The organism is Veillonella parvula, assembly GCF_001553335.1.
Taxonomy (GTDB): Bacteria; Bacillota; Negativicutes; order Veillonellales; family Veillonellaceae; genus Veillonella; species Veillonella parvula_S.
In genome coordinates, this window is the sequence record NZ_KQ960805.1 from 38,694 (window position 1) to 55,209 (window position 16,516).

The following is a 16,516-nucleotide window of genomic DNA, read 5'->3' on the forward strand; positions in this document are numbered from 1 at the left end:
ATGCCCTCCTACAGTACAAAACAAGTGGCATATCCCGTAAACTTACACAGAATATGCCACTATACATGATATAAAACGATTATCCTAGAGAAATAATGTTATCGAATACCTTACCAGCGTCTTTAATTTTTTGTTCGTTCCCCATTGTACAAATATGATTGTCCTTCAATACTGGTTCAACCACATCTGCTAAAGCAACGATATCCTCTGGCTTACAAGCGATAACTTGTTTACGAAACTCTACCTTATCCTCTAGTTTAGCACCGCTAAAATACATTCCCATCGCACGTGGACCACGCAAGGCAGGAGTCATAGGCAAGTCCAAGGAGCTCATAGTACCGATAATATATTTACGCATCTCACGATCAGTCAACGTAAACTCACGAAGGTATTGAGGTAATTCTTTATATACATTTAATGTTTCTACCAAGTTTGGATCGCGATAGCTACAGAAAATCATATTACCATCGTCATAGAAGTTTGCGAAGGCACCGTAAGCACCGCCTTGTACACGAATACGAATCCAAAGATACTCATAACGTAAAATCGTTTCCAATACACTCATTGGGCCTACGTGTTTATACCCATGGTCTATAAAGTTACCACCTTGAGCTACGTATTGAACCTTACCAGCTGTAACGATACCATCATTACCAGACAAACGTGTAATTTTTAATGTATCATTACTTAAGTCAGTAGTATCCCAGGTTTCAATCAATGGTTTCATGAGATTTTCAAAGGCTTCTAATTCTCCTTCTTCACCAACGAACATGATATCCACATTATTAGCGCGGAAAATCTTACGAGCCACATCAGCTAATTTTTCCGGCAATAATGGTAATGCCGCAGGATTAGAAGCCAATTCGCTAATCTTTTGATAGTAACCAAAGTTACCATTATCTCTAAATTTACCAACTGCAGATACTTGTGCCATAACACGTTGACTTACAATGGAGTTGCCACGACGAAACGCTTCATTATCCCAAATAGCTTTGCTTTCTTGAACAAGTTCGGTCAAGCGTCTATGGTCACTATAATCTGCTTTTTGTACTACTTCGTTAATCAAACGGCATAAGTCAGGTAATTTAGAATGCAAGGATTTAGCTCGAACAATCATGAGAGGCGTAAATTCATCACGCTTACCATCTTTGCTAATAGCCGTAATATCTGAGCTTAAACCACCAAGATTCATATTGATATCTTTCGCCAATGCTTCGTAGCCACGTTCAGATGTGTTGATACGACCGATAATATCACTTAGAATATCGGCATAGAACAACTCATCTTCTGTAAGACAACTTAAATTAAAGTAAAGACCTACATAGTTGATGCCTTTTGTGAAAGTAGGTACAAAATGTACTGTAGTATTGCCAATTTTACTTTCACGACGTTCTACTTCTTCAATATTAGGATTTAAATCTGATAATTCAAGCAATGGAATCGACGCTAATGCTTCGTCGCTATCTGGAGCCTCTTGACGAAGTTTAAGTCGTTTTGTTTGCTCTACAATCGCTTCGATTTCTTCTGGAGTCATCTTAGCTTTTACAGAAGCTAAATATTCTTTAACCTCTGCATCCTTGCGCTCTTGAAGACCACGTTCAGGATAAATAGAAACAAGCACTTTATGATTGTTATTTAAGATAGATTGACGAATTAAATCTTCAAAGTACGTACCGGATAAGCCCTTGCGAATATTCACTAATGCTTCTTCGTAGTGTAATAACTCAAGTGGGTCATTGTCATATAGCCAATTATCCATCATACGGATAACATAAGCAAGACCAATTGGGCGACCACCAAAGTCGCTTTCACGAAGAGCAAACTCAATGCTATTCAAAGAAGCTTCTAATAATTCTTTATCTAAACCGTTATCACAAAGTTCTTGCAATGTAGATTCCACAATACGCTGCAAGTCAGCTTGTTTATCGAGATTAGAACCAGTTGCTTGCACGGTCCACAAAGGTTGACGAATGCTATCAAGATAATAACCACTCACATCAGAGCCGATACCGGCTTTCACCAAAGCCTGTTTAAGAGGAGCCGCAGGAGATGTCAACAATGCATGTGTTAATACCTCAAAAGCCAAGCTATGCTCAGGTGTTACATCAGGTAAAACATAGGCAAAGGAATGTAAAGTTCGGTTGTCGGTTGGCTCTTCAGAACCTACGCTATATGGATAACTTACCACTTTACCTTCCGTAAATGGCGTTTGTATACCAACCTCTGTATTAACCTCAATAGCATCAAAATGACTTAAGTACTCATCATTCAAGAATGCCAATTGCTCTTCAATATTCATATCACCATAAAGGAAGATATAACTATTGGACGGATGATAATGAACTCGATAGAACTCTTGGAACTCTTCATAAGTTAAGTCTGTAATATGGTCAGGATCTCCACCAGAATCAACACCATAAGTGGTATCTGGGAAAAGTTCACGCATCATTTGGCGTTCTAGAACGGAATCTGGAGAGGAATAAACCCCCTTCATCTCATTGAAGACAACGCCTTTATAGGTAAGTTCATCGTCCGCACGATCTAATTCATAATGCCAACCTTCTTGCATTACGATTTCCGCATCTTCACGAACTCGTGGATACAATACAGCATCAAGATATACGTCCATTAAGTTGTGGAAGTCTTTATCATTCTTGCTAGCTACAGGATACATTGTTTTATCAGGGTAAGTCATAGCGTTTAAGAACGTATTTAAAGATCCCTTAACAAGCTCAACAAATGGCTCTTTTAAAGGAAACTTACGAGAACCACATAAAACGGAATGTTCCATAATATGTGCAACACCAGTACTATTATGTGGTGTTGTTCTAAAAGCGATATTGAATACTTTATTAGAATCTGGTGAATCAATATAAATTAAACGAGCACCAGACTTTTCATGTTTCATTTCATAAGCGGTACCATTGATCTCATCAATGCGCTCAATGCGGTCAAGGCGAAAGCCAGAATAAACCTTATTTATTTCCATGCTGTCCCTTCTTTCTATACTAATATAATGATTTCTCTCTGAATAATTTATTATATCATATCGATGACTCTATATATAGATGTTAAGAATAATTATCGAATTATAAAACCCCATAGGCAAGTATTCCCATGGGGTTCATATTATTTATTATGTTGCATCTGCCACTTTTGATTGCGACGCAAGGTTAATAAGCCTTCTAACACGGCTTCGAATTGTATAAAACTCAATGTATATGGTTGATACATATCTGGTACAACCTTGTAAGTAATAGTAACCTCAGACTTATCGTAATCATAGAAGATACCATGTAAATTACTCATTGTTGTGTAACCAGTTTGAGCTTGTTCCAATGTTGGAATAGGCTGATTTTTTAGATTTCCTAGTAGATCGCTAATGAAACCTTCCTTACGACCTTGGTCATTGAGCATTTCATCCATAAAACTACGTAGACTATCCATGCAATGATTAACCTCGTTGATCTAACAATAAGCCATTATGAATTACACGAACAGCATCTTTTACGCGATCTTCAGCAACAAGACAAGAAATACTAATTTCAGAAGTAGAAATGATTTCAATATTGATACCTTCTTGGCTCAAAATATCAAACATTTGCGCAGCTACACCAGGCTGTCCTAACATACCTGCACCAATAATAGAAACTTTAGCCATTTTTTCGTCAATATTAACAGCTTCAATATCTACTGCTTTTTGTAATTCGTCTAATACTTCTCGAGCCAATACTACATCATCCATAGCTACTGTAAAGATAAGATCAGTTTTTGGCTCTCCCACGGAACGGATAGATTGAACAATCATATCTACATCAACGTTTCTAGCAGCTAATGCTTTGAATACAGTCGCTGCAACACCTGGTTTATTTTCAACGCCTACAAGGGCCACTTTTGCTGTATTTGTGTCATCAGCTACGCCAGTAATTACGTGTTTATTTGCTTCCACAGTATAATCCTCCCGAATAATAGTACCTGGTTTATCACTAAATGTAGAACGCACATGAATCGGTACACCATAACGGAACCCCATTTCTACGGCACGAGGCTGCATTACACCTGCACCAAGGCGCGCCATTTCAAGCATTTCGCCATACGTTACTTCTTCTAATTTGAAAGCTTCCTTTGCTACGCGAGGATCTGTAGAATATACGCCGTCTACATCCGTAAAAATCTCACATACATCCGCTTTCATAGCACCTGCCAATGCAACAGCTGTTGTATCAGAGCCACCACGACCTAATGTCACCATATCACCATATTCAGTTATACCTTGGAAACCAGCAACTACTACTATTTTACCTTCATCCAAAGCTTCAAATACACGATTAGGATCAACGCCCAAAATACGGCCTTTATTAAATGTATCACTACTTGTAATACCCGCTTGATCACCTGTTAAGGATATAGATTCCTGACCACGTTCGTTAAAAGCCATTGCCATCAATGCAATTGTCACTTGTTCACCTGTAGATAACAAGCGGTCCATTTCACGACCATACGGTTTGGATGTAACTTGTTTAGCTAAGGCCACCAAGTCATCAGTTGTATCACCCATAGCGGATACAACAAGAACGATTTTATCGTCAGCTTGCTTCTCACGAAGAACGCGATCAACAATATTAAATATTTTTTCTGGTGTAGCTACGGAACTACCACCAAATTTTTTAACGATTAAGGCCACAATAATCCCTCATTTAACTATGTTTACTAAATATCAATATGCATATACTTTACCACAAACAAATAGCACTGTAAAGGGATGCACAGCAATTAATCCACTGGAGTGATACAAAACTCTTTTTTATGCGGACATTAAAAATAAAATAATATGTCTATAATTTAATGAGTATACATTAAATAGTCATATCTCATATTATGCATAACACTATTAAGTATCTATTATTGATAGTTTAAATTACGTTCTTATCACACGATAAGAAACATATAGATATACAAAAAGACCAGCCCTAGGACTGGTCTTTATTAGTTGTAATAGTTAATTAAGCAACTACGATATCTTTTTCGGATTCCCATAAACCATGGATATTGCAGTAAGATACAGCAATCAATTTACCAGATTTTTTCAAGGAAACTGCCAATGTACCTTCAGAAATTGCATGTACTGGGCCTTCGTTTGCAGTTGCACCATCACCATGTACGTTGAAGGAAATTTCACCAACTTCAAATGGCAATTGAGTACCTTCAGCTACAAAGTATAATTTAATCCATTCAATGTGATGTTCTACAGTGTTTGGATGTGCAATATCTTTACCTACGGATAAAGTAACGTGGAATGTTTCACCTGCTTTTACAGTATCAACTGTTTCGATAACAGGAACGTGTTTTTCAGTAGCGAAATCGCCAGATTTAATGTAATCATGTACAGCCATAGTTAACCTCCTGGTTAGTCTTATATACATACTTAATGTCAAGAATATTGAGCACCTCTGTGCTTATAACTATATTATACATTTTCGATATAGTTTTAGCAAGGTCTTTTTCGATTTTTTTCGATTTTTTTGAATTAAATCAAAATTCTATTCCTTTAGCAGCTTTTATGCCCTTTTCATAAGCATGCTTTACTACCTTCATTTCTGTTACAGTATCCGCCATATCAATGATTTCAGGTTTAGCATAACGCCCCGTCAAAACAACATGAAGTCTTTTAGGCTTATTTTTTAGCATTTCCACTACAGAATTCACATCAATAAGCTCATAATTAATAGCATTATTTATTTCATCCATAACAATTAAATCCCATTTGTCGGAGTTTACTTCCTCTACCAATGTACGCCAAGCGGCTTGTGCTGCTTCTTTGTGGCGAGCAAGCTCAGCTTCCCCTACTTCATTACGGTTATAGTAAATAAAGCCTTTTCCCATGGAACGAATTTCAACTTGATCACCTAGTTTGGCAAGACCTGCCAATTCACCATAGCCATTACCACTCTTAATAAATTGTAATATAAGAACTTTAAAACCTTGTCCAACAGCACGTAAAACAACACCCAATGCCGCTGTTGTTTTACCTTTACCATTGCCTGTATTAACTAGAATTAATCCACGTTCTTCCATAATAGCTCCTTTAATACGAACTAATACATCTACACATCTATAACTTTTGGGCTTTATAAGCAGCACATGTATCAACAAAGTGTTGTGCCCCTTCATCAGAGCCAGCAAAGTTCAAATGTAAGTAAGAAGCTAATACATTTTTTGTTGCATAGCCGCCGTCATACGATTGAGGTTTACGGCCTCCTTCTAAATGAAAAGCCCATGGGAAGTCATCTATAGTTGGCTCCATTGTAGAGAAATGGAACTCATGACCACGTATAGCTGTATTCATAGCACCTAGCAAAGTATCTCTCTTTGCAGTTGCTGTAACATAGCCCACCTTTTGAAGCTTTTGTTGCATCACACAATTGGCAGGTACAATACCTACAGTTTTATATACAGAACCTTCAAAGTCATGAATGCTTTCACAAAGATACATAAGGCCACCACATTCGGCATAAATAGGCATACCTTGTGCATTAGCTTGGCGGATAGATTCCTTCATAGACTCATTGCTAGATAACTGGAATAAAAACATTTCTGGGAAGCCACCACCGAATACAAGTCCGTCTACATCAGGAATTACCGAATCATTAAGCGGACTAAAATAAACAAGCTCAGCCCCTTTTTCCTCTAACGCAGCAAGACTAGCAGGATAATAAAAAGAGAATGCCTCATCATAAGCTACACCGATTTTCACACGTTTTTCAATGGTTTTAACATCTATAGCATCTGGTAGTTCGATAGTTGGTGCATTGGTAGCAATTTCCAATAGTGCATCGAGGTTTACCATCTTCTCGACAGCTTCTCGAATCGTATTAATCGCCTCTGTTGGATCGATTTCAGTAACTGGTGTAAGTCCTAAATGACGCTCTGGTGAATGCATACGATCATCACGGTAAATAGCACCAATAACGGGTACGCCAATTTTATCCATTCCTTCACGAACCATACGCTCATGATTAGCAGAGCCTAAGCGGTTTAAGATGACACCACCAAAATTTACCTCTGGGTCATAATCACGGAAACCCTTAGCAATAGCAGCCGCACTTTCACCCATAGCCTTACAATCGATAACAAGCACCACTGGTGCATTTAACTGTTTAGCAATTTGAGCAGTAGAACTCACACCTTCTCGACCACCATCGTAAAGGCCCATAACACCTTCAATAATGGCAAGGTCTACATCATGTGCCATTGTAGCAAAAAAAGGAGTCAATTTATGAGGTGGCACGAGCCATGTATCTAAATTATAGCTGTCACGGCCGGATGCAATTTTATGAAAGCCCGGATCAATATAATCCGGGCCCACTTTAAAAGATTGCACCGTACGTCCACCATTTGCATAAGCGGCCAATAAGCCAGCTACGATAGTTGTTTTACCAACACCAGAATTAGTGCCAGCAATGACAACACGTGGAATCTGTACTGTGTTCATAGATATTACCTCGTAATACGATGTGTTTGTTAACGATCCTTGCGTTTTGCAAGAATTGTAGATAAGTAGTTGAGTTTAGTATCTTTTGGCATATTATCTAAACCTATAAATACTTGCTCATCAGGCAAGCCTACACGGCTAATCATAACCGCATCATCTGCCATATTATGTTTAATCAAGGTTTCTTGTACTTCATCAAAGTTTTTATATACCTTCATGATAACTGCATCATCTGCAACAGCTAATACAGCATCGATTTTTTCTTTAGGCGCTGTAGCTGGAACGATGGCCAATACCTCTTCCTTCTCTACAATTGGATAGCCAAGGTGAGATCCGATAGCACAGAATGCAGTCACACCAGGAATTGTTTCAATTTCATGACCTGTATTTTCAATCAAACGATATACATACATATATGTACTATAGAACATCGGGTCACCTAATGTTAAGAATACAACACTTTTACCTTCATCTAAGTAAGACAAGATAACGCGTTTAGCCTCTTGCCAGCCTTCCTCTTGCGTAGAATCATCCAACACCATTGGGAATACAACGGGAACGATTTCTGTATGTTCTTGTATATATGGGGATGCAATATCAAGGGCTACGGAACCATCTTTCTTTTCTGTTTTAGGTGTGATAATAATATCTGCTTCACCTACGATGCGAGCAGCTTTCACAGTCATCAATTCAGAATCGCCAGGGCCTACGCCAATACCATATAATTTACCTTTCATGGGTATCTCCTCTTCTTATAGCTACACTCTATTTATAATTGCAATATCTTTTATTATAACTAATTTATGCAATATATACAAAGGCACTATTTAATATTTGGTATTGTAGGACGATGAGCACTACGTTTGCCATACAAATCATCGATACAATCTTGTAAATGCTGACGGAAGATATCTTGAATTACTTCGTACTCACCTAAACCAGCATTGATTGGTTTAACCTCATAACCTGCTTCAGCGAGTTCATTCACTATACTATCCTCTTCATCGCCAAAGAGATCATTTTGCGCATGATCACCAAGGACTAATAATAATGGATGTAAATAAATCGTATTTGGGCGCTTACCATCGAGCCACTCCCAAGGTGTTGCTACGTCGGCCACATAAGGAGCATTCTCTAGCACAGCGATACGTACATTCGTAAGACCAGCACGAATCAATTTGAACTGTAAATTACCATACGAGGAGTTTCCAGAGCCAAGACCTCCATGACCAACCATTAACAAACCGTCATCCTTAGAAATATTAAGAGATTTAATGAAACGGTCAATCAAGATTTGATAATCATCTGGATGCTCTTCTTGTCCCATGTAGTATACGAGAGGTCTACCTACACGCAACACTTCAAGTTGTCCTTCACCCTCATGAGCAAGAATATTATTTTTCAATTTATCGAACTCCTCACCACCGGTGAAATGGAATGGCTGCACATATACATGTGTATAACCTTCTTGAATCAGTTTTTCTAACGCCCCTTGTTCAGTAGGAATCTCAATACCACGATCACGTAATCGCTTAACGATGATACGAGACGAAAAAGCTAATTCCACTGTATAATCTGGATACGATTTACGAATATGTTCTACTACGGAATCGATATTATGTTCACGAGCACTGTCCACAGTGGATCCAAAAGCAACAACTAAGATAGCTTGTTTCATGAAAGTCTCCTTATATTAACTAATAATGTATCTTAATCATACCATAGACCATCCTTTAGGGGCATACCGTGGTACGTATAAAATAGAAATTATTCTTATCTTTCATGGTGAAAGTAAAAATCCTCCTCATTGGATATCCAACAAGGAGGATTTTTATTAATGTGAAGGAGTAGAGTAATGTATGTTTAATTATGTAATAGCAAATATCAAGAAATCAAACCTTGCGCTTCTAAACGAGAATTTGTCATAACGGGTTTTACAGATTCACGAGGCATGGGGCGCTTCCGATCAGACATACGGATAGCTTGACCTAAATGTTTCAAGAACAAATCTTGTACATATGGGTTTTCCCCAAGTCCTTCATTCCAGATATCTACATTGTAACCTTCCTCAGCGAGTAAAGCATAAATGGAATCGGAGCGTTCCCCGCCAAGGTAATCCATTAAATGTGTAGAACCAATGAGAGCCAATGGTACAACTAACAAATCTTTATGCCCCATACGATCCAAGAAAGTAAGAGCTTGTTTGAAGGTAGGGAAACCATTTGTAGTAAATACTACTACGTTTGGCGCTGCTCCATACATAGCCTTTAATTGCAAAGTACTGAACTCTAATTGATTTTGACCATTCGCCATGAGTACAACAGATTTATTAAGTGCTTTTGTATTAACATGACGAACAATGCTTTCTAATGTTGCTTCATAATCATCGGCATAATTTTTTACACCTAAAGAGGTAAGCAATGGTTTACCAATATTAACCTGACTAAAACCATATTCATTGCTATGTAAAAATTTTAATGCTTGTTTGCGCATTTGTTGGTAGCACTGATCTGCCACCAATGTAATAGGTTGAATGTACACCTCATCGATACCCATACGAGCGAAATCTTGCATAGCCTCTGTGAAAGAAGAAATCTTATCCTCGTACTTCTCATTCCACTTCTCTACTAATGCATCAGATAAGAATACACGGCGTACCTCCATATCACTATACATGGAACGTACTTTTTTCTCTATACTGCCAATGGATTTCTCCACAGCATCTTGGTAAATTGATCCAAAGGATGCAATAATTATGCCTTTCATATGTGACCTCCATATTACTCATACATGAAACAACTTTCACAATTGAAAATTGTTATCAACTACTATGTAATAATAGTACAAAATTAATCTATAGAAGTCAATGAGAAAAAATATCAAAATCAACAAAAATAATGTATAGCCGATGCTACACTACAAAAAATATAATAATGAAACTAATTCGACTTACAAAGATATCATACATTCTCTTGTCACCAGCTGTGATCGTACCACTGCGATTACGTCGCCATAAATTATATACACAAGCAATACAAAGAATTATTATTAAAATATACTTCAAATCTATCATATAACTAGGCAACGCAATATAACCACTAAATAATGTAAGTCCGAAGAAACAATTCCCTAAGATACCAATTACAACTTTAACTATTCGCTGTCTAGCTATGATGACTAAATAATTTACCATTAATAAGCCAAATAGACCAATTACAATATTTTCAAACATACCAAATTACCATAAAAGAAGTTATTATGAATACAGACTATTATCTCTCCATAATAATTAGATACATTATTAGCTTCTACGAAAAATCTTAACAATAAATTTACTAATCATTCAACATCTTCTCTTGTTCCATTAGTTAAATTAGTACTATCTAATAGCGACATACCACAGACAACAAAAACTTTCTTATACTAAGCATTAATTTATATAATCATTCGATATAACCTTATTTAAAGCATATTATTGTACTCAGAGAATAAAGGTTTAATAATCGTTTAAAGTGAAAGTAAAAATAAGCCCTATTAAATATTTCACATGAAAATTTTTGAGCTCTAACAACATAAATAGTAAGCCTATATCAAGCAGATAATAACTAGGTCATAACTTATTTGGTTCTATATAGGCCAAATCTAGCAAATGCTACTACATTTGGTATCTTATCGTCCATTAGGATCTATGGTTAGATACCAAGACCTTTTAAAAACTAAATGATAAATTACAAATAGATTAATAAACGGTAGTATCAAGCCAACAAGCCATAATGAACTTAATAAGCAATCATGAAGACGTCTTATTGATAATGTAATAATCCCTATGCTTGGCCATATATATATTATTAAGAGATTAGCACCGTTTATTAAAGATACACCAAAAAAATCAATACTAAACTTAGAAATTGAAGTGAATAAGAAGAGCAAAATAGATACAACAAAATTTGCCCCAATCACACCTGCAATGTATTCTCTCCTATTTGCTCGACCACTTATATAAAACAATTTAGAAAAATATACTTTATATACGTTATCAAAAAAACTCTCTTTATCTTTGTTTACTCCACTATTTATCAAAGGACAATTACCATAAGCAATAAAGTAATCATCAAACTTATTAATACCATGAGCATATCCATAATTATTATTAACATCTTCACCTAAGGGTAAAGAAAATAATAATAATATAAGAGTTATAAAGAAGTTTTCTAAAGTTATGTCGAAAATTGAAAAAATTTGAAAAGTCGATGTTATATCTAACTCATAGCTGTTAAATAATAATTTTAAAATACTACAAATGACTAAAATTAAAACTATTCCCCAGCGTGATAATCCTATATCATTCACTCTTCTAACTAAAGATCCGATTATAACAAACATACCAATTATAACCAAAAGATATGGAAGTATTTTCACAAAGAAACTACTCTTATCACTTCCTAAAAATGCTATAAGAAATAAAAAAATATATATATTTATTATGGTTCCAAGAACCGCAAAAATATAGGGTGCCCGTCCCATACGTTTATTTATAACTAAACAATATATATTTTTTTTTAATAATTGCCACTCTTTTGATAAACTCACTAATAGGACCTCTGAATTTCATTAAAATATTGATTAAAAATATCATTTGGAATATGTTGAAACTTTTCTTTATCAATTAGTATCTCTTTTCCTCCATTCGTTTTCTCACGAATAAAATAAATATATCCAGGATCATTATTTGAATAGTAAAGACGACCTTCGTTAGGATGTAATTTATGATATGCTATAGCCATCTGACTTAATCTATTTTGATATCCATACCGCTCTTTAATCATTTCATTCATTTCAGGTGTATTAACACTAGGTACTTTTATATCTTGTGAAAGACGTATCCGGATATCAGTAATTCCTTCACCATAAGCGAATGGTCTTTGACGAACATTGTTTTTAGGGAGTTTTTTAGACAATAAATCATTATAGAGTGATTGATCAAATCGATAATCTATCACATCTAACACACCAGTACGTAATGGTCCTTTATCAATCGTAATAGTTTTATAATACACTTTTAAATGTGGCCGTTTAAAATCAACTGAAAAAGAATTATTATCGGAAACAGCCAAAGATGGCTTTTTAGGCAACGTAAACAACGAGTCTTTCCCCTCTGCTTTCGACGTTTTTTCAAACGGATTTTTTATTATATCTCTTACACCTATATCTAATCCTAAGGCCCCTGTTACTCCATTGACAGAATCATTCCTAAGTGCGCCATAACCTATAAGGCTCGAACTAATTTCAGTGCCTTTTGGAAGCTCTGAAGCTACTTTTCCTTCAAAGCTTGTCGCTCGATTATACATCGGTGCCGCTAAATTATATGATGAAGCTCTATTCGCAGCAAATGCTTTCCCCTCAAAAATTATATAATTCATAGTCATAATTCCATTAGCAGGATGTACCTCATATCCATTATCAGCCATATAATCTCCAAATTCTGAAAAAGAATAGACCGCTGGTTTATTAGTATACTCAAACGCCCCTGTATTAACATCATACACTGCATTAGTACCATCTGATAAAGTAATAGCTTTATGACCATTATCAACTAGTTTATCACCATAATTATCATAAACTCTAGCATAAGGACTATTATTTGCATAATGTGTATCATCAGACGAATAAATTGAAGATATCCATGCATTAGGTTCCCAATTAGAATTACCACGTTCTAAATTTGAACGTGTAGCATAGGCAGCATCTGCAGAAGTACTGTTTAATTCTGCCAAATACATTAATGTATAATTCATCCCACCATCTAATATACTTTCATCAGGTAGCCAGGACGATAAAGCATATGCGACACTACCATCTACAATTTCCTTTTGATCATTCTCATCTCCTAAACGATGTACCGTTCTATAATTACTTAATCCAGCCCACTTACCAATAATCTCAGATATTCTATGGTTTCTTGCATACCCCTCTTCATAAGTAAATGCGCCTTGTAATTCTGATAACATTTGTTGCTGTTCTTCATGTGTCAACCAGTTATTATTTGTTGCAGACAATGAAACACTTTGTCCAGTATCATTTATAGAAAAAGCTTTTAATAAGGTAATACTAGCTATCTTTCTAATTCCAGGGTCCTTAATATTTTTTAACGTATTATTAATTGTACTATTAACTGTAGCACCTTTTATACCATTTAAAATATTGTCCCCTGACACTGATGATATTGCCCCAGCAAAACCAGCATGTAAAGCAATTCTATACACCCCATTTTCATTCCATTTTTTAGATTCTTTAATATATTTTTGCGCTAAATCTTCTTTACCTTCTTGACTAGCTAAAATTGCTTTAATTGTTAGTTCGCGAGATTTTTTTAAAGCTACATCACCAATTAGCTTATATCCATGGTCAGAAATTTTAGATAAAAGAATTTGTTTTTCTTCTACTGTTTTCTTATCAAAAATTGGTGCTAATTTATTGAGTACTTGTTCTGTATCATGATTAATTTTATCTAAGGATTCTTTCTCAGCAATTTCAATGATACCTTCACTTATAGCTGAATGTGTAGTTGATTTAGAATTACCTTTCACAGGAATTCCCATTTTAGGGCTGCCAGTAATACCTATCGGATTATTTTTAGAGCGTTTAGTGGTAGATAAACTATATCCAGATGTCTTTGCTGAATAGGATGCTTCATTATGAATATCATTCATTTTTAAAGAATTAGAGGATAAGTTATTCTTGGATTTATCAGGACTCCCTTTAATTATACCACCTTTAAGTGTAGTTGAATTATTTACCTGTACATTATATCCGCTATCACCTGCGTATATACCAGCTTGGTCTGTGACACTTGCATAATGACTGTCTGTAGTGCCTCTAGAATTATCAAACCCAACTCTTACAGGTCCACTCATTCCATAAGATACAGATATACCTTTATTTTTACTTATTTTATGGTAGTCATTCGTATCTTGTAAACTTTCAATATTCAAATTATGTCCAACTTTTGTGGTCACACTTTCACCGATGACCTTAGAACCAATAATTTCTGTATCATTTCCAGAGACAGTATTGACTTGTTTACCACGAATAACAGTTCCAGTATGCGTCTTAGTTGTCTCTAATGCATTTTCTTTACCTTTATACACATTAGCATCTAAACCAATAACACCATTACCGTGAGGACTAACTGTGGCACCAACAGACCATCCTGAGCTTGTATATGTATCGCGTTGTACTAAAGAGTTCGTTCCTGCATCTATACTTAAGTTATTTGATGCATTTAGATTAACCTTTGGAGCCTCTACAATACTACCTTTAATATGAATATTTCCTTTGTCACTACTATCACTATCTGCAGTAATACTTACATTATTTTTGCTCCCTATAGAACTACCTATATAATTTTCTTGATTAAGTTCACTATGCTGTTTAAATTTACTTGAACCAATACCTACTTGTATATTGAGTAAACGATCTTTTTTAATTCTATTATTTACATTATTAATCGCTGTTCTTACATCTGGATGCATAGCATTGCTCTCTTCAGGATGTTCTGCCTGATATACTTTATTAAGTTCATCAGCCTTAGCAAGTATATCTTTTTCTTTTTCTACAAGTTTTTCTATCTTAGCATTTTTATAAGAAGTCCCATCATTATAAGCATGTTTTAAAGTATTTGCAGCCTCAAGATACTCTAATGTTGATAAGTTGCTATTTTTTCTAGAGTTAGCACGCTTACCAAATTGCTGAACAGCATTCAATTCATTAACAATTTGACCACCAACACTTACAGTAAAACCTGAACGCTTTTCTTCGTGACTTTGAACTACATGTGCAGTATTATGTTTTCCATCAACCGTTACATTTTGAGCAGATAAGTCTATCGGTTTATTACTAAAATAGTTTGTTGTTGTACTGTGAATTGAATTACCAGCACTAACATTTATCTCGCCCTTAGAGGAAGAAATATTGGTAGCAACTTGATTTTTATATGTTCCATCTGTTGTATCAGTCACTTTCTTACTACCAATAGTAAATCCTATACCAGCGCCCATTAACCCAGATTTTTTACTATATTGATAAACATCATCACGATGAGTTTCTTCACCCGAATCCGTACGCACGTCATTACCTGAAGATACGGATACATCTTTTGTTCCCAAAATATTAGAACCTGTTACCGAAACATTGCGATTAGCTTTCACATTAATCGTATCTCCACCAATTGTTGAAGATAAAACACCTGTGCGTTCATGATCTGTACGTATGATATTAATTGTACGAGATAGTAAACTCTTTTCTTTGTATTTTAGACCATATTCATCACGACTATAACTTTGCCCATTTGTAATAGTAACATCATTTCCGGCTTCAACAGATGTGACACCATGTTCACTATTAACAATACCATTGCGGATATTTACATCATTTCCTGCTCGTAAAGTAACATTACTATCACTTAAAATAGCTGTACCTAATTCAGTACGACGATCTGTGCGATTATAATTCTCACTATTAACAGTCATATCCTTTTTAGCGGATAATGCCTCTGTTGTTAAATTAATATTCTGACCAGCCTCAATCGTTGCTTTAGAATTATCTCCAGTATGAACAATAGCACCTTTAAGGTTAACATCTCGTTTAGCAGATAAAACTAAATCGCCTTTTTCTCCTACACCTATAGTTCCTTGGCGACCAACAATATCGTGATGTTGTAATCTATTTACATGAGCACCTACATTAATATCACGACCAGCATTAATATTAACCTGTTTCTCACCATGAATATTACCAGTATTTATTACGTCTTGAGATGCCTTAATAGTCACTTTACGTCCATCTATACGGCCTGTATTTTCTACATCATTAGCCCCTAATACAATTGTATCTGCAGTCATAATGCCTTGATTTAGAATATCTGTATTAGTATTGCTAACGATAGCTTTGCCACTTATAATACCCCCCATTGCATCCATAGATTTAGCAGTCTGTTTGGCTAAATACACTTTAGGATACAAAACT

11 protein-coding genes are annotated in these 16,516 nt (G+C 35.6%); all 11 read right to left on the minus strand.

The window, feature by feature from the left end; all coding sequences use genetic code 11:
• Window positions 1-79: 79 nt before the first annotated feature.
• The gene (locus tag HMPREF1865_RS07710) at window positions 80-2,989 is read right to left on the minus strand and encodes an insulinase family protein (RefSeq protein WP_060919748.1); all 2,910 of its coding nucleotides are present in this window, start codon (window positions 2,987-2,989) and stop codon (window positions 80-82) included.
• Between the two features lie 140 nt (window positions 2,990-3,129).
• Window positions 3,130-3,447 (minus strand): hypothetical protein, encoded by a 318-nt coding sequence (locus HMPREF1865_RS07715; protein ID WP_004696238.1) that lies wholly within the window; start codon window positions 3,445-3,447, stop codon window positions 3,130-3,132.
• A 7-nt stretch (window positions 3,448-3,454) separates the two neighbouring features.
• The gene (locus tag HMPREF1865_RS07720) at window positions 3,455-4,684 is read right to left on the minus strand and encodes an aspartate kinase (protein ID WP_060919749.1); all 1,230 of its coding nucleotides are present in this window, start codon (window positions 4,682-4,684) and stop codon (window positions 3,455-3,457) included.
• 319 nt (window positions 4,685-5,003) lie between these two features.
• Window positions 5,004-5,393: a class II SORL domain-containing protein gene (locus tag HMPREF1865_RS07725; RefSeq protein ID WP_004697147.1), complete on the minus strand. Its 390-nt coding sequence runs from the start codon at window positions 5,391-5,393 to the stop codon at window positions 5,004-5,006.
• A gap of 139 nt (window positions 5,394-5,532) precedes the next feature.
• Entirely contained in the window at window positions 5,533-6,075 is a 543-nt protein-coding gene (gene cobO / locus HMPREF1865_RS07730) for a cob(I)yrinic acid a,c-diamide adenosyltransferase (protein ID WP_060919750.1), read from the minus strand.
• Between the two features lie 37 nt (window positions 6,076-6,112).
• A complete protein-coding gene (locus HMPREF1865_RS07735; protein WP_060919751.1) occupies window positions 6,113-7,492 on the minus strand; it encodes a cobyrinic acid a,c-diamide synthase CobB in 1,380 nt (459 codons plus the stop codon).
• Window positions 7,493-7,521: 29 nt separating this feature from the next.
• Complete coding sequence (gene cobI / locus HMPREF1865_RS07740) at window positions 7,522-8,229, minus strand: precorrin-2 C(20)-methyltransferase (RefSeq protein WP_060919752.1); 708 nt, start codon at window positions 8,227-8,229, stop codon at window positions 7,522-7,524.
• Window positions 8,230-8,315: 86 nt separating this feature from the next.
• The gene (locus HMPREF1865_RS07745) at window positions 8,316-9,170 is read right to left on the minus strand and encodes a sirohydrochlorin cobaltochelatase (RefSeq protein WP_060919753.1); all 855 of its coding nucleotides are present in this window, start codon (window positions 9,168-9,170) and stop codon (window positions 8,316-8,318) included.
• 206 nt (window positions 9,171-9,376) lie between these two features.
• Window positions 9,377-10,258 (minus strand): sirohydrochlorin cobaltochelatase, encoded by an 882-nt coding sequence (locus tag HMPREF1865_RS07750; protein ID WP_008714159.1) that lies wholly within the window; start codon window positions 10,256-10,258, stop codon window positions 9,377-9,379.
• A gap of 903 nt (window positions 10,259-11,161) precedes the next feature.
• Entirely contained in the window at window positions 11,162-12,082 is a 921-nt protein-coding gene (locus tag HMPREF1865_RS07760; RefSeq protein WP_060919755.1) for a DUF805 domain-containing protein, read from the minus strand.
• Window positions 12,082-16,470, minus strand: a complete 4,389-nt coding sequence (locus HMPREF1865_RS07765; RefSeq protein WP_230949619.1) for a hemagglutinin repeat-containing protein — start codon at window positions 16,468-16,470, stop codon at window positions 12,082-12,084. The genes HMPREF1865_RS07760 and HMPREF1865_RS07765 overlap by 1 nt, the downstream gene beginning before the upstream one ends.
• Window positions 16,471-16,516: the final 46 nt, after the last annotated feature.

Coding starts and splice junctions, on each gene's coding strand:
- HMPREF1865_RS07710 (WP_060919748.1), bottom strand. CDS start 2,989: ATGGAAATAAATAAGGTTTATTCTGGCTTTCGCCTTGACCGCATTGAG.
- HMPREF1865_RS07715 (WP_004696238.1), bottom strand. CDS start 3,447: ATGGATAGTCTACGTAGTTTTATGGATGAAATGCTCAATGACCAAGGT.
- HMPREF1865_RS07725 (WP_004697147.1), bottom strand. CDS start 5,393: ATGGCTGTACATGATTACATTAAATCTGGCGATTTCGCTACTGAAAAA.
- cobO (WP_060919750.1), bottom strand. CDS start 6,075: ATGGAAGAACGTGGATTAATTCTAGTTAATACAGGCAATGGTAAAGGT.
- HMPREF1865_RS07735 (WP_060919751.1), bottom strand. CDS start 7,492: ATGAACACAGTACAGATTCCACGTGTTGTCATTGCTGGCACTAATTCT.
- cobI (WP_060919752.1), bottom strand. CDS start 8,229: ATGAAAGGTAAATTATATGGTATTGGCGTAGGCCCTGGCGATTCTGAA.
- HMPREF1865_RS07745 (WP_060919753.1), bottom strand. CDS start 9,170: ATGAAACAAGCTATCTTAGTTGTTGCTTTTGGATCCACTGTGGACAGT.
- HMPREF1865_RS07750 (WP_008714159.1), bottom strand. CDS start 10,258: ATGAAAGGCATAATTATTGCATCCTTTGGATCAATTTACCAAGATGCT.
- HMPREF1865_RS07765 (WP_230949619.1), bottom strand. CDS start 16,470: ATGGATGCAATGGGGGGTATTATAAGTGGCAAAGCTATCGTTAGCAAT.